Source organism: Streptomyces sp. 5K101 (genome assembly GCF_046506645.1).
Classification (GTDB): Bacteria; Actinomycetota; Actinomycetes; order Streptomycetales; family Streptomycetaceae; genus Streptomyces.
This window is the reverse complement of sequence record NZ_JBKFFO010000002.1, coordinates 17,873-32,988: the sequence shown is the minus strand read 5'-3', so window position 1 is coordinate 32,988 and position 15,116 is coordinate 17,873. Positions and strand designations below refer to the sequence as shown.

The 15,116-nt window shown below is 71.2% G+C and carries 11 protein-coding genes and 1 pseudogene; 11 read left to right on the top strand and 1 reads right to left on the bottom strand.

Annotated features, from left to right (window positions below):
- The first annotated feature begins 9 nt into the window (after positions 1 to 9).
- The 9 genes and pseudogenes from ACLB9X_RS03145 to ACLB9X_RS03105 all read left to right on the top strand — a co-directional run bounded on the left by ACLB9X_RS03145 (position 10) and on the right by ACLB9X_RS03105 (position 10,472).
- A complete protein-coding gene (locus ACLB9X_RS03145; protein ID WP_410358644.1) occupies positions 10 to 1,392 on the top strand; it encodes an L-serine ammonia-lyase in 1,383 nt (460 codons plus the stop codon).
- 16 nt (positions 1,393 to 1,408) lie between these two features.
- Positions 1,409 to 2,398, top strand: a complete 990-nt coding sequence (moaA, locus tag ACLB9X_RS03140) for a GTP 3',8-cyclase MoaA (protein ID WP_410358643.1) — start codon at positions 1,409 to 1,411, stop codon at positions 2,396 to 2,398.
- Between the two features lie 94 nt (positions 2,399 to 2,492).
- Positions 2,493 to 3,326, top strand: a pseudogene (fdhD, locus tag ACLB9X_RS03135) (formate dehydrogenase accessory sulfurtransferase FdhD); the annotation flags it as partial.
- Between the two features lie 113 nt (positions 3,327 to 3,439).
- Positions 3,440 to 4,855 (top strand): D-inositol-3-phosphate glycosyltransferase, encoded by a 1,416-nt coding sequence (gene mshA / locus ACLB9X_RS03130; protein ID WP_410358641.1) that lies wholly within the window; start codon positions 3,440 to 3,442, stop codon positions 4,853 to 4,855.
- 213 nt (positions 4,856 to 5,068) lie between these two features.
- Positions 5,069 to 6,694 carry a BCCT family transporter gene (locus tag ACLB9X_RS03125; RefSeq protein WP_410358640.1) on the top strand — a complete coding sequence of 542 codons (1,626 nt, stop codon included), beginning with the start codon at positions 5,069 to 5,071 and terminating at the stop codon, positions 6,692 to 6,694.
- Positions 6,695 to 6,935: 241 nt separating this feature from the next.
- The gene (locus tag ACLB9X_RS03120; RefSeq protein ID WP_410358639.1) at positions 6,936 to 8,021 is read left to right on the top strand and encodes an S-(hydroxymethyl)mycothiol dehydrogenase; all 1,086 of its coding nucleotides are present in this window, start codon (positions 6,936 to 6,938) and stop codon (positions 8,019 to 8,021) included.
- Positions 8,021 to 8,656 (top strand): MBL fold metallo-hydrolase, encoded by a 636-nt coding sequence (locus tag ACLB9X_RS03115; protein WP_410358638.1) that lies wholly within the window; start codon positions 8,021 to 8,023, stop codon positions 8,654 to 8,656. Before ACLB9X_RS03120 ends, ACLB9X_RS03115 begins: the two co-directional genes overlap by 1 nt.
- Before the next feature lie 296 nt (positions 8,657 to 8,952).
- On the top strand, positions 8,953 to 9,315 hold the full coding sequence (locus tag ACLB9X_RS03110) for a bifunctional 3-phenylpropionate/cinnamic acid dioxygenase ferredoxin subunit (RefSeq protein WP_410358637.1): 363 nt from the start codon (positions 8,953 to 8,955) through the stop codon (positions 9,313 to 9,315).
- Positions 9,312 to 10,472: an NAD(P)/FAD-dependent oxidoreductase gene (locus ACLB9X_RS03105; protein ID WP_410358636.1), complete on the top strand. Its 1,161-nt coding sequence runs from the start codon at positions 9,312 to 9,314 to the stop codon at positions 10,470 to 10,472. The genes ACLB9X_RS03110 and ACLB9X_RS03105 overlap by 4 nt, the downstream gene beginning before the upstream one ends.
- Positions 10,473 to 10,571: 99 nt before the next feature.
- Here ACLB9X_RS03105 and ACLB9X_RS03100 read toward each other — a convergent pair whose 3' ends face one another.
- Entirely contained in the window at positions 10,572 to 11,369 is a 798-nt protein-coding gene (locus ACLB9X_RS03100; protein ID WP_410358635.1) for an IclR family transcriptional regulator, read from the bottom strand.
- Between the two features lie 155 nt (positions 11,370 to 11,524).
- Between ACLB9X_RS03100 and ACLB9X_RS03095 the strand changes: the two genes are divergently transcribed.
- Positions 11,525 to 12,433: a 5,10-methylenetetrahydrofolate reductase gene (locus ACLB9X_RS03095; protein ID WP_410358634.1), complete on the top strand. Its 909-nt coding sequence runs from the start codon at positions 11,525 to 11,527 to the stop codon at positions 12,431 to 12,433.
- Between the two features lie 241 nt (positions 12,434 to 12,674).
- Complete coding sequence (locus tag ACLB9X_RS03090; protein WP_410358633.1) at positions 12,675 to 15,113, top strand: FAD-dependent oxidoreductase; 2,439 nt, start codon at positions 12,675 to 12,677, stop codon at positions 15,111 to 15,113.
- Positions 15,114 to 15,116 lie beyond the last annotated feature (3 nt).

The window sequence follows — 15,116 nt, the reverse complement described above, 5'->3', positions numbered from 1 at the left end:
GAGTATGGCGTGGCAATCAGCGTCTTCGACCTGTTCTCCATCGGCATCGGCCCCTCCAGCTCGCACACCGTCGGCCCGATGCGGGCCGCCCGGATGTTCGCCGACCGGCTGAAGAAGGACGGCCTGCTCGCCCAGTCCGCCGCGGTGCGCGCGGAGCTCTTCGGCTCCCTCGGCGCCACCGGCCACGGCCACGGCACCCCCAAGGCCGTGCTGCTCGGCCTGGAGGGCAACGAGCCGCACACGGTCGACGTCGCCCAGGCCGAGCTGGACGTCGAGCGGATCCGCACCACCCGGCGCATCCGCCTCCTCGGCACCGAGATCGGCCCGGCCCACGAGATCGACTTCGACGCCTCGACCCAGCTGGTCCTGCACCGCCGGCGCTCGCTGCCCTACCACGCCAACGGCATGTCCCTGTTCGCGTACGACGCGGACGGGCTGCCGCTGCTGGAGAAGACGTACTACTCGGTCGGCGGCGGCTTCGTGGTCGACGAGGACGCGGTCGGCGCCGACCGGATCAAGCTCGACGACACCGTGCTGAAGCACCCCTTCCGCACCGGCGACGAACTGCTGCGCCTCACCAGGGAGACCGGCCTGTCGATCTCCGCGCTGATGCTGGAGAACGAGAAGGCCTGGCGCACCGAGGACGAGATCCGCACCGGACTGCTGGACATCTGGCGGGTCATGGAGGCCTGCGTCTCCCGAGGACTGTCCCAGGAGGGGATCCTCCCCGGCGGCCTGAAGGTCCGCCGCCGGGCCGCGGCGGCGGCCCGGGCGCTGCGCAGCGAGGGCGACCCGGCGGGCCGCGCGATGGAGTGGGTGACCCTCTACGCGATGGCGGTGAACGAGGAGAACGCCGCCGGCGGCCGGGTCGTGACCGCGCCGACGAACGGCGCCGCCGGCATCATCCCGGCCGTTCTGCACTACTACCTCGACTTCGTGCCGGGCGCGGACGAGGACGGTGTGGTGCGTTTCCTGCTGGCGGCCGGGGCGATCGGCCTGCTCTTCAAGGAGAACGCGTCGATCTCCGGCGCCGAGGTCGGCTGCCAGGGCGAGGTCGGCTCCGCCTGCTCCATGGCCGCGGGCGGCCTGGCCGAGGTGCTGGGCGGCAGCCCGGAGCAGGTGGAGAACGCCGCCGAGATCGGCATGGAGCACAACCTCGGTCTGACCTGCGACCCGGTCGGCGGCCTGGTGCAGATCCCGTGCATCGAGCGCAACGGCATGGCCGCGGTCAAGGCCGTCACCGCCGCCCGGATGGCCATGCGCGGCGACGGCCGCCACCACGTCTCCCTCGACAAGGTCATCAAGACCATGAAGGAGACCGGTGCCGACATGAAGGTGAAGTACAAGGAGACCGCCCGTGGGGGCCTCGCCGTCAATGTCATCGAGTGCTGAGGGAGGCGGCGCAGCGGTGCTCATCGACACGTTCGGCCGCGTCGCCACTGACCTGCGGGTCTCGCTCACCGACCGGTGCAACCTGCGCTGCACGTACTGCATGCCGGAAGAGGGCCTGCAGTGGCTGGCCAAGCCCGGCCTGCTCACCGACGACGAGATCGTCCGGCTGATCCGTATCGCGGTCACCCGCCTCGGCATCGAGGAGGTCCGCTTCACCGGGGGCGAGCCCCTGCTGCGACCCGGCCTCGTGGGCATCGTCGAGCGCTGCGCCGCCCTCGAACCCCGCCCTCGGACGTCGCTGACCACCAACGGCATCGGGCTGCAACGCACCGCCCGGGCGCTGAAGGAGGCCGGCCTGGACCGGGTCAACGTCTCGCTGGACACCCTGCGCCCGGACGTCTTCACGGCCCTGACCCGACGCGACCGCCACCAGGACGTGCTGAAGGGCCTGGAAGGGGCGCGCGCCGCGGGTCTCACCCCGGTCAAGGTCAACGCCGTGCTGATGCCCGGCCTCAACGACGACGAAGCGCCCGACCTGCTCGCCTGGGCCGTGGAGAACGGCTACGAGCTCCGCTTCATCGAGCAGATGCCCCTGGACGCCCAGCACGGCTGGAAGCGCGACGGCCTGATCACCGCCGGCGACGTCCTTCAGAGCCTGCGCACCCGCTTCACCCTCACCCCCGAGCCCGACGAGGCCCGCGGCTCCGCGCCCGCCGAGCGCTGGATCGTCGACGGCGGCCCGGCCCGCGTGGGCGTCATCGCCTCCGTCACCCGACCCTTCTGCCGCGCCTGCGACCGCACCCGGCTCACGGCCGACGGCCAACTGCGGACCTGCCTGTTCGCGAGGGAGGAGACCGATCTGCGCGGGGCGTTGCGTTCGGGGGCGCCCGACGAGGAGATCGCCCGGCTGTGGCAGACGGCGACGCGGGGCAAGAAGGCCGGGTCCGGGCTCGACGACCCCTCCTTCCTGCAGCCCGCGCGGCCGATGTCGGCCATCGGCGGCTGACACCCCGGGCGTCCAGCCGCACCAGTCCCCGGGAAGCGGACGCCCACACGATCCAACACTCCCCCACCAGCACGTACAGAACCGGGAGCAACGCATGGGACGGGTCACCGAGCGACGGCGCGTGCTGCGCATCCGGGACGGTGCGGTGAGCACCCGCCCGGACACCCTGGTCGCGGAGGAACCACTGGAGATCCGGCTGAACGGCAAGCCGCTGGCGATCACCATGCGCACGCCCGGCGACGACTTCGCGCTGGCCGCCGGATTCCTGGTGAGCGAGGGCGTCGTGGGCCGCGTCTCGGACGTGGCGAACATCGTGTACTGCGCGGGCGCCACGCAGGACGGTGTGAACACGTACAACGTCGTCGACGTGCAGCTCGCCCCCGGCGTGCCGGTGCCCGACATCACGCTCGAGCGGAACGTGTACACCACCTCCTCCTGCGGGTTGTGCGGCAAGGCAAGCCTGGAGGCCGTACGGACCACGGCACGGTGGCCGATCGCCGACACGCCCCCGGTTCGCGTCGCTCCCGGCCTGCTCGCGGACCTGCCCGACCGACTGCGGGCCGCACAGCGGGTGTTCGACCGGACCGGGGGCCTGCACGCCGCCGGACTGTTCTCGCCCGAGGGCGAACTGCTGGACCTGCGTGAGGACGTCGGGCGGCACAACGCCGTCGACAAGCTGATCGGCCGCGCCCTGCAGTCCGGCGAACTGCCGCTGTCCCGCAGCCTTCTGCTCGTGTCCGGACGGGCGTCCTTCGAGCTGGCCCAGAAGGCGGTCATGGCGGGCATCCCGGTGCTGGCCGCGGTCTCGGCACCGTCCTCCCTCGCCGTGGACCTGGCGTCGGAGACCGGGCTCACACTCGTCGGCTTCCTGCGCGGCGCCTCCATGAACGTGTACGCGGGCGAGCAGCGCCTCGACCTGCGGGCGGCGGGCGTCACACCGGCGACACCGACGTCCTCGACACGCGCCGCGCCACAGCAGCAGAAGGCGGGCGTACATCCGGCACCCGGCAGGCCACGCCGGCCGGAAGGGGGACGCGTGACGTGAGCCCGTACGTCACCCGGCTCGGCAGGCGCCGCGGCCCCGCCACCACACCCCTAGCCGGCCCGCCCCGATCGCCGCTTCCCGGCCCCCACCGCCGCCCCCGCCGCGTCGCGATGCTCAGCGTCCACACCTCCCCGCTGCACCAGCCGGGCACGGGCGACGCGGGCGGGATGAACGTCTACATCGTCGAGCTCGCCAAGCGGCTCGCCGCGATCGACGTCGAGGTGGAGATCTTCACCCGTGCCACCTCCGCCGCACTCCCGCCCGTCGTCGAACTCGCGCCGGGTGTCCTCGTCCGGCACGTCGACGCGGGCCCGTACGAGGGCCTGGCCAAGGAGGACCTGCCGCCCCAGCTGTGCGCCTTCACGCACGGCGTCATGCAGGCGTGGGCGGGCCACCGGCCCGGCCACTACGACCTCGTCCACTCCCACTACTGGCTCTCCGGCCACGTCGGCCGGCCCGTCGCCGCACGCTGGGGCGTCCCCCTCGTCCACGCCATGCACACCATGGCCAAGGTCAAGAACGCCGCCCTCGCCAAGGGCGACACCCCCGAACCCGCCTCCCGTGTCCTCGGCGAGACGCAGGTCGTCCAGGCCGCCGACCGGCTGATCGCCAACACCGAGAAGGAGGCGCAGGAGCTGCTCCGCCACTACGACGCCGACACCGGCCGGGTCGCCGTCGTGCACCCAGGGGTCAACCTGGAGCGCTTCCGGCCCGACGCCCGCGGCGTCGAGGCCGGCCGGGCCGCGGCCCGCGCCCGCCTCGGGCTGCCGCGGGACGCGCTCGTTCCCCTCTTCGCGGGCCGTATACAGCCGTTGAAGGCGCCGGACGTCCTGCTGTTCGCCGTGGCCCGGCTGTTGGCGGAGCGGCCCGGGCTCCGGGAACGGATCGTGGTGCCGGTCATCGGCGGGCCGAGCGGCAGCGGACTCGCCAAGCCGGAGGAGCTGCAGAAGCTGGCGGCCGGGCTCGGCATCGGCGACGTCGTGCTGTTCCGGCCGCCGGTGGGCCAGGAGCAGCTCGCCGACTGGTACCGGGCGGCGTCGGTCCTGGTCATGCCGTCCCACAGCGAGTCCTTCGGCCTGGTGGCGATCGAGGCACAGGCCTGTGGCACCCCGGTGATCGCGGCCGAGGTCGGCGGCCTGCCGGTGGCCGTACGGGACGGGACGAGCGGCGTGCTCGTACCGGGGCACGATCCGGTGGACTACGCACGTGCGTTGCACGGCTTCGCCGACGACCCGGCGCTCTCCGCCCGGATGGGCGAGGCCGCGGCACGGCACGCCCGGTCCTTCGGCTGGGACACGGCTGCGGCGGCGACGGCGGACGTGTACACGCAGGCGATACACGAGCGTCATCTGCGGTCGCTGCACGGCGGCGTCAGCAGCCCGCACGCCGGTGCGCTCGCCGCCGAGCCGTAGCCGTACCTCCCCACGGGAGCCGCAGCCGTGCATCCCCACGACCGGACTCGGCCGAGACCGAAACGATGGGTGTACGGGGCTTGACGTACCGGGGTCCGGAGGGGACTGTGTTGCACATCAAGCTGACGGTTGCGTGTCACGCACCACTGTGCGGTGGTTCCCGCAGGGCAGAGGCCCTCCCCCCGCCCCACCTCCTCTTTCGGAAGGCTTCGGATGAGTACCGCAACGACGAAGAAGGCAAGATCGGCTCCGGGTCGGGTGGATCCGGCCGTCCTCTACATATCCGTGACGCTGTCCGCCCTGTTCGTGGCGTGGGGTGTGTTCTTCACCGACAACCTCGCTTCGGTCGCCGAGGCGACGCTGGGCCGGATCATCGGGAACTTCGGCTGGCTCTTCGTCCTGACGAGCTCCGGATTCGTGCTGCTGGCGGCCGTGTTGGCGTTCAGCCGGTTCGGGTGCATCCGGCTCGGCAAGGACCACGAGCGACCCGAGTTCAGCACCGCCTCCTGGGTGGCGATGATGTTCAGCGCCGGCATGGGCATCGGCCTGATGTTCTACGGGGCGAGCGAGCCCATCATGCACATGTCCAGCCCTCCGCCGGGTACGGCCGAGGCGGGGAGCGAGGACGCGGCCAAGGTCGCGTTGGAGTACTCGTACTTCCACTGGGCGATCCATCCCTGGGCGATGTACGCCGTTGCCGGCCTGGCGCTCGCCTACTTCGGATTCCGCAAGAGCGGCAACAGCCTGATCAGCTCCGCCTTCCGCCCTCTGCTCGGGGACCGGGTCGACGGACCGCTGGGCAAGTCCATCGACATTCTGGCGATCTTCGCCACCCTCTTCGGCTCCGCGGTCTCGCTCGGGCTCGGCGCGTTGCAGATCAACAACGGCCTGAAGACGCTCTGGGGCATCGACGACTCGACCGCGCTCGCCGTCTCGATCATCGCGGTCCTGACCGTCATGTTCGTGCTCTCCGCCCTCTCCGGGGTGCATCGCGGCATCCAGTGGCTGAGCAACGGCAACATGATCCTGGCCGGCGCCCTGGCCCTGTTCGTCTTCGTCGTGGGTCCCACGGTGTTCATCCTGAACAGCCAGACCGAGGCGCTGGGCGGATACCTGGCCTCGCTGCCCAAGATGAGTTTCACGACGGGCGCCTTCGGCGGCGGCGACTGGCTCTCCGGCTGGACCGTCTTCTACTGGGCGTGGTGGATCTCCTGGACGCCGTTCGTCGGCACGTTCATCGCACGCATCTCCCGCGGCCGCACGATCCGGGAGTTCATCGTCGGTGTGATCATCGCGCCGAGCGTGGTGAGCGTCGTGTGGTTCGCGATCCTCGGCGGCACCGCGCTGAACCAGGAAATGCACGGCGGCCACCTGTCCGAGGCGGTCGCCAAGGGCGAGGAGGCGGGCTTGTTCGCCACCCTCCAGAGCCTTCCCTGGTTCCCCATCACCTCGGTGGTGGTGATCATTCTGGTCGGCCTGTTCTTCGTCAGCGGTGCCGACGCGGCCTCCGTGGTGCTGGGCATGCTCTCCTGTCGCGGCTGTACGAGCCCGAGCCGACCCGTCGTGATCCTCTGGGGGACGCTGACCGGTCTGGTCGCGTCCGTCCTGCTGCTGGCCGGCGGCTTGGAGGCGGTCAAGCAAGTGGCCATCATCGCCGCCTTCCCGTTCCTCTTCGTGATGATCGGAATGTGCGTGTCCCTGGTGAAGGCGCTGCGCGCCGAGCCGAGGACGAAGCCGGCTCCCGCGAGTGAGGAGAGGGCCGACGCGGGCGACGGACCCGAGCCGGAGGACAGCGCGCCGGCGGCCGAGGCCCTGGCCGATCCGCAGGCCGCGCGCTGAGCCTGCCGGAGTGGAGCGATCCGGGGCGAAAGCCGGGCGCAGGGGAGCGCTGTCCCAGATGCGCCCCGTGTGCCGCGTCGGCGGAGCACCCTGCGCCGTCGGCGGATCCGGCCGAGCCGACCCTGCCGGAGCCGACCTCTTGACCCCCGGCGCTCCCTCCCCGATCATCAGTTGCGTATAGCGGTACGTGTATCTAATTAGGAAACATGTGCGGGAGAGATTCCCGCTCGAGGAGTAACTCATGGCTCATGAGGTTCGTGCCGTCGTCGCCCTGAAGAAGGGCGCACCGGTCTCCGTCGAGACGATCGTCGTTCCCGACCCGGGCCCGGGTGAGGCGCTGGTCAGGATCGAGGCGTGCGGCGTCTGCCACACCGACCTCCACTACCGGGAGGGCGGAATCAACGACGACTTCCCCTTCCTGCTGGGGCACGAGGCGGCCGGCCGCGTCGAGGCCGTCGGCGAAGGCGTCACCGGCGTCGAGCCGGGTGACTTCGTCGTCCTCAACTGGCGTGCTGTCTGCGGTCAGTGCCGGGCCTGCAGCAAGGGCAAGCCCTGGTACTGCTTCGCCACCCACAACGCCACGCAGCCGATGACGCTGCTCGACGGCACCCCGCTCTCACCCGCGCTCGGCATCGGCGCGTTCGCGGAGAAGACGCTGGTCGCCGCGGGCCAGTGCACCAAGGTCGACCCGGCGGCCCCGGCGGCCGCCGCCGGCCTGCTCGGATGCGGCGTCATGGCGGGCTTCGGCGCCGCCGTCAACACCGGCGCCGTCGGCCGCGGCGACTCCGTCGCCGTCATCGGCTGCGGCGGCGTGGGAATGGCCGCCGTTGCGGGGGCGAGGCTCGCCGGAGCGAGCAAGGTGATCGCCGTCGACGTCGACCAGCGCAAGCTGGAGCGCGCCCTGACCATGGGCGCCACCCACACCGTCGACGGCCGGGCGGTGGACGTCGTGGAGGCGGTGCGCGAGCTGACCGGAGGCTTCGGCGCGGACGTGGTCGTCGAGGCGGTCGGCCGCCCCGAGACGTACCAGCAGGCCTTCTACGCCCGCGACCTGGCCGGCACGGTCGTCCTGGTCGGCGTGCCCACGCCGGAGATGAAGGTCGAACTGCCGCTGCTCGACGTCTTCGGGCGCGGCGGCTCCCTGAAGTCCAGCTGGTACGGCGACTGCCTGCCCTCGCGCGACTTCCCGGCCCTGATCGACCTGTACCTGGGCGGGCGTTTCGACCTGGACGCCTTCGTCTCCGAGACCATCGGCCTCGGCGACGTCGAGGAGGCGTTCGAGAAGATGCACCGCGGTGAGGTGCTGCGTTCCGTGGTGGTGCTGTGATGGCCGGCGCACCGCGTATCGAACACCTCGTCACCAGCGGGACGTTCAGCCTCGACGGCGGCACCTGGGACGTCGACAACAACGTCTGGATCGTCGGCGATGACGACGAGGCCGTCGTCATCGACGCGGCACACGACGCCTGCGCCATCCTGGCCGCCGTCGGCGACCGCCGCCTGACGGCCGTCGTGTGCACCCACGCGCACAACGACCATGTGAACGCGGCACCGGACGTCGCGGACGCCACGGGCGCACCCATCCTCCTGCACCCCGAGGACCAGGTGCTGTGGACGATGGCCCACCCGGACCGGCGGCCCGACGGCCCGCTCGCCGACGGCGACGAGATCAAGGTGGCGGGCATCGCCCTGCGCGTCCTCCACACGCCCGGACACGCTCCGGGCGCCGTGTGCCTGTACGCACCGGAACTGGGCGCACTGTTCAGCGGCGACACGCTGTTCGCGGGCGGGCCCGGCGCGACGGGACGCTCCTACAGCGACTTCGGCACCATCATCGCCTCGATCGGCGACCGGCTGCTGACGCTCCCCGGTGAGACGGTCGTCCATACGGGACACGGCGACACGACCACCATCGCCGCCGAAGCACCGCATCTGCAGGAGTGGGCCGACCGCGGCTGGTGACACGGGCACGGCCACGCCCCGCCGGGGCTCCCGGCTGCGACCGCCCTTCCGGGCAGACCCGCGGACGAGAGCCCCGGCCCTGCCGTGCCCACCGCCGTAGAGCATCCGCCACCCTGCTGGCGGCTCTGGCGGAGGACACCAGGGGCTCCTGTTGTGCATTCCGTATGAAGTTGCATAAAAAGCAACGCGACAAGAGGTGCGGACCGGCCTTCGGACGCCTTGACAAGGGTTCGCGGCCGCCCTCAAACTGGCGTTGCGTCAATAGAAATCCGTTTCGCTATACGCACCGAGGTGTCATGATGATTCCCGTGTGCCGTCTCGTGGATCTGCCGCGAGGCGAGGCCTACCGGCTCGACATCGATCCGCCGGTCTCGGTGTTCCACACCGACGACGGCGAGATCTTCGCCATCGATGACACCTGCACCCACCAGGACGCCTCGCTCGCCGACGGCTGGCTGGAGGGCTGCGAGGTGGAATGCCCGCTGCACGCCTCCAAGTTCGACCTCCGGACCGGAGCCGTCGACGCTCCACCGGCGAAGCGCCCGGTCCGCACGCACGAGGTGTTCGTCGAGGACGGCGTGATCCACGTACGGCTGTCCACCGATGCCCCCAACCTGCCGCCCTGCATCGCCTCCCGGCTCGCGGGGGGTCCCGCGTGAGGACAGTGGCTGTGGTGGGTGCGTCGCTGGCCGGCCTGTCGGCGGCGCGCTCATTGCGGAAGCAGGGGTACGACGGGCGGCTGGTCGTCATCGGCGACGAACCGCACCGCCCGTACGACCGGCCCCCACTGTCCAAGGAGTTTCTATCCGGCGGCATCGGTGAAACCGATCTCGCGCTGGAGCCGGACGACGAGGACCTGCAGGCGGAGTGGCTGCTCGGCGCCCGTGCCACCGGACTCGACAGCGCGGACCGCGCCGTGCGCCTCGCCGACGGCCGAGAGGTCCGGGCCGACGGGATCGTCATCGCGACCGGCGCGGCAGCACGGCAGCTGCCGGGCACAGACGGCCTGGCCGGCGTGCACACCCTGCGCACGCTGGACGACGCCCGCGCCCTGCGGGACCAACTGGCCCTGGGCGGACGGCTGGTCGTGATCGGCGGCGGATTCATCGGCGCCGAGGTCGCCTCCACCGCATACGCCCTCGGACTTGACGTGACCGTCGTCGAGGCGGCGCCGACACCGCTGGCCGGGCCGCTCGGCGAGGCCATGGGCGCCGTCGTCTCCGCCCTCCACGCGGACCACGGCGTACGGCTGTTGTGCGGTGTGGGTGTCAAGGGGCTGAGCGGGGAGACCCGCGTCGACGCCGTCCTGCTGGAGGACGGCCGCAGCGTTCCCGCCGACACCGTCGTCGTCGGCGTGGGCGCCCGCCCGTGCGTCGAGTGGCTGGAAGGATCCGGCGTCGTGCTCGACAACGGCGTCAGATGCGGTGTCGACGGCCGCACCAGCCTGGCCTCCGTGGTCGCGGTCGGTGACTGCGCCTCCTGGTACGACCCCGGTGCCGGCGTCCACCGGCGCGTCGAACACTGGACCGGTGCGCGGGAGCGGCCCGACGCGGCCGTGGCCACGCTCCTGTCGTCGGGCGCGGCGGTACCGGGCGTGCCCCGGCCACCGTACTTCTGGTCGGACCAGTACGGCGTGAAGATCCAGTTCGCCGGCCATGCGGCCGGTGCCGACAGTGTGACCGTCGAGGAAGGCGCTGTGGACGACCGCAGTTTCCTGGCCGTCTACCGGCGGGCCGGGCATCCGGTCGCCGTGCTCGCGATGAACCAGCCAAGGCTGTTCATGCGCTGGCGCAAGCAGCTCGCGGGCGCATCGTGAAGGCGTCCCTCATCCAGGAGCGTCCCGGGACGCGGCGGTCGCGGCAGTGGCGGGCCCGCGGGCGTCGGACTCCGTGGTCGTCGGCCGCGGCGCGCGGTCTCACCCCAGGTAGCCCATGCGATGGCTGATCTCGTCCGCGCCCTGGACCAGCGCCGGGGCGAGCTCGTGCATGCGCTCCTCGGTGAGCCGGTAGACGGGCCCGGAGGCGCTGAGCGCCGCGACGACCTCTCCGTCGCGGTTGCGGACCGGCGCGGCCATGGCGTGGAGCCCCACTTCCAGCTCCTCCAGGGTCCAGGAGTAGCCGCGCCTGTGCGCCTCGGCGAGATTCTTCTCGAGCCTCGTCTTCGCCGTGAGGGTGTGCGGGGTCATCTTCTTCAGCCCGGCCTCGGACAGCAGCGCGGCCCGCTCCTTGGCGGGCATGTGGGCCAGCAGGATCTTGCCGCTGGAGGTGGCGTGCAGCGGGGTGAGCTGGCCGACCCAGTTGTGCGCGGTGACGGCGCCCCGGCCGCGCACCTGGTAGAGGTTGATCGCGTAGTGCTCCTGCTTCACGGCGAGGTTGACGGTCTCCCCGATTTCCTCGGCGAGACGCTCGCAGACCGGGCGGCTCTGCTGGATGATGTCGATCCGGCCCGTGGCCGCGCCGGCGAGGCGCACGATGCCGAAACCGAGGCGGTACTTGCCACGCTCGCCGGCCTGCTCCACCAGGCCCCGCACCTCCAGCGCGCCCAGCAGGCGGAACGCCGTGGACTTGTGCACATCGATCTCGGCGGCCACCTCGCTGACCCCCGCCTCACCGCGCTGGGCCAGGATCTCCAGCACGCTGATGGCGCGGTCGACGGACTGCACCCCACCGGTCTGCGAACCAGTTGTTTCGTTATCCGGACTGTAGTTGCTCATGGCGAAACCATACCGGTCGGTAAACAACCACAGCGGCGGCGCACGTCAAGGGTGACGCACATCCCGCCCTGGTTGCGTGTAACGCAACACAGTGCGTATAGCGATATTCCTACGAGCATGCCCGCGTTTCAGGGCGCGAGCGGGGACGAGGCACCATGGCTGGTCGGCAGGCGCATGCCACGAGCGCGGAGGCCGCGGGTGAGGCCAGGAAGCGGGTCGGGCATGTGGCGGGCAGCGAGCAGTTCCGTGCGCTCCTGCGCACCGTCCGTTACGAGGTGCTGCCCGCGAAGGGGACCGAGGACAAGGTCGTCGCCCATGTCCCGCGCGACGTCGTCGTCACCGTGACGGCGTCGCCGGTCAAGGGTCTGGAGCCGACGCTCGGTCTTGCCGCCCGGCTCGCGGCCCACGGCTACCGCGTCGTCCCGCACCTACCCGCGCGGCTGCTGCGGGACGACGTGCACCTGAAGGACGTCGTCGACCGGCTCCGCGGGGCCGGTGTCGAGGACGTCTTCGTCCCGGCGGGCGACGCGGACCCGCCGGCCGGGGCCTACGACGGGGCGCTGCCGGTGCTGCGCAGGCTGAGCGAGTGGGGCAGCCCCTTCCGGCGTGTCGGCATCACCGGGTATCCCGAGAGTCACCCGCTCATCCACGACGACCTCACCATCCAGGCGATGTGGGACAAGCGGGAGCACGCCACCTACATCGTCAGCAACCTGTGCTTCGACCCGCGCCTGCTGGGTGACTGGGTCGGCCGGATACGCCGCCGCGACGTCACCCTGCCCGTCCACATCGGCGTCGCCGGGCCCGTGCAGCGGGCGAAGCTGCTGTCCATGGCGGCCAAGATCGGCGTGGGGGAGTCGACCCGCTTCCTGACCAAGCACAGCTCGTGGTTCCTGCGCTTCGCGACACCCGGCGGCTACTCACCGGAGCGACTGCTCGCCCGCAGTGCCGAGGCGCTCACGGCCCCCTCGGCGGACGTGGCCGGCCTGCACCTGTTCACCTTCAACCAGATCGCCGAGACCGAGCGGTGGCGCCGCGCTCTGCTCGACCGGCTGAGCAGCTGAGCGTCGCACTCTGCTCGACCGGCTCGGCGGCTGAGCGTCGCCTCACAGGAGTGCCCCGGAACCCGTCGGACGGGCCCGGCAGGCTGCGTCGGCAGCCCGCCGGGCCCCGTCGTGTTTCCGGCCTGTTTCCCGACGTCACGACCCCTTGACACGCCTCGTTGGGGCAGGCACATTGAGTTGCGCAACCTGAACCATGTTGCGCAGACAGCAACTGAATTGCTTTCGAGTCGGAGGTGCGGCGATGGCGGGACCCCGGGTGGTCATCATCGGAGCGGGCGTCGTGGGAGCGGCACTCGCCGATGAGATCTCCGAGCGAGGCTGGACGGACGTGACCGTGGTCGACCAGGGCCCGCTCCCTGCCACCGGGGGATCGTCGTCACACGCCCCGGGCCTGGTTTTCCAGACGAACTCCTCCAAGACCATGACCGAGTTGGCCCGCTACACCGTCGAGAAGTTCTGCTCGCTCGACGTCGACGGACAGCCCTGCTTCCTGCAGGTCGGCGGCCTCGAAGTGGCGACCACCCCCGAGCGCGTCGCCGAACTCCAGCGCCGCCACGGCTGGCTCACCGCCTGGGGCATCGAGGGCCGGCTGCTGAGCCCCGAGGAGTGCGTCGAACAGCACCCGCTGGTGAACCCGGACAAGGTCCTCGGCGGTCTCCTGATCCCGACCGACGGCCTCGCCAAGGCCGTCCTCGCCGTCGAGGCGCAGATCCGGCGGGCCACCGAGCGCGGCGTGCGCTTCCTCGCCCGCCATGAGGTCCTCGACATCCGCACCGAGGACGACCGTGTGACCGGCGTGGTCACCGACCAGGGCGAGATCCCCGCCGACATCGTGGTGTGCTGCGCCGGCATCTGGGGCCCGAGGATCGCCCGCATGGTCGGCATGGACCTCCCGCTGACCCCGCTGGCCCACCAGCTCGCCTGGACCGGCCCGGTCCCGGCCCTTGCGGGCCAGACGCAGGAGGCGGTGCGTCCGATCCTGCGTCACCAGGACGCGGACCTGTACTACCGCGACCGTTTCGACCAGCTCGGCATCGGCTACTACGGCCACCGTCCGATGCCCGTCGACGTCGACGACATCCTGTCCGTGGACGAGGCCGACGAGATGCCGTCGGTACTGAAGTTCACCGAGGACGACTTCGCCGAGGCGTGGACCGAGACACAGGCCCTGCTGCCCGCGACGAAGGAGGCCGAGGTCGAGGAGGGCATCAACGGCCTCTTCTCCTTCACCACCGACGGGCTGCCCCTGCTGGGCGAGTCCCCGGACGTGAAGGGCTTCTGGGTCGCGGAGGCCGTCTGGGTCACCCACTCCGCCGGCGTGGGGCGGGCCGTGGCCGAATGGCTCGTCGACGGGCACTGCTCTTCCTTCGACCTGCACGAGTGCGACGTCAACCGCTTCGAGGCGCACCAGCTGGCTCCCGAGTACGTCCTGGCCCGCGACTGCCGGAACTTCGTCGAGGTCTACGACATCCTGCACCCCCTCCAGCCGACCGCGGACCCGCGGCCGATCCGCACCAGCCCCTTCTACTCCCGTCAGCAGGAACACGGCGCCTTCTTCCTGGAGGCGAACGGCTGGGAGCGCCCGCACTGGTACGAGGCCAACGCCGGCCTGGTGGACGGCCGCACCATCCCCACCCCGAACGACTGGGCCGCGCAGTACTGGTCGCCCATCGTCGGCGCCGAGGCGCAGGCCACCCGCGAGACCGTCGCGATGTACGACATGACGGCCCTCAAGCGCCTCGAGGTGACCGGCCCGGGTGCCGCCGCCTTCCTGGAGCGCCTGTGCACCGGCAAGGTCGACAAGTCCGTCGGCTCGGTGACGTACACCCTGCTCCTCGACACCGACGGCGGCATCCGCAGCGACATCACCGTCGCCCGGCTCGCCCGCGACCGCTTCCAGATCGGCGCCAACGGCAACCTCGACCTCGACTGGTTCACCCGCCACCTGCCGGAGGACGGCACGGTCCAGGTCCGCGACATCACGGCCGGCACCTGCTGCATCGGCCTGTGGGGTCCGCTCGCCCGCGAGGTCCTCCAGCCCCTCACGGACGAGGACTTCTCGGGCGACGGTCTGAAGTACTTCCGCGCCAAGCGCGCCCACATCGGCAGCGTCCCGGTCACCGCGTGGCGTCTGTCGTACGTCGGTGAACTCGGCTGGGAGATCTACACCACCGCCGACATGGGCCGGAAGCTGTGGGACACCCTGTGGGCGGCGGCCGAGCCGCTCGGCGGCATCATCGCCGGCCGCGGCGCCTTCAACAGCCTGCGCCTGGAGAAGGGCTACCGCTCCTTCGGCACCGACATGACCTACGAGCACGACCCCTATGAGGCGGGCGTCGGTTTCGCGGTCAAGCTCGACAAGGACGACTTCATCGGCAAGGCGGCGCTGGAGCGGCGCAAGGCCGACGTCCGGCGCAAGCTGACCTGCCTCACCATCGACGACCCGCAGGCCGTCGTCATGGGCAAGGAGCCGGTGTACGACGGCGACCGCCCCGTCGGCTACGTCACCAGCGCCGCCTACGGCTACACGATCGGCAAGGGCATCGCCTACGCGTGGCTCCCCACGGAACTCGCGACACCGGGCCGGACCCTGCACATCGGCTACTTCGACCAGCGGATCGAGGCAGCCGTCGCCGAGGAGCCCCTCTTCGACCCGACCATGTCCCGCCTCCGTGGCTGACCG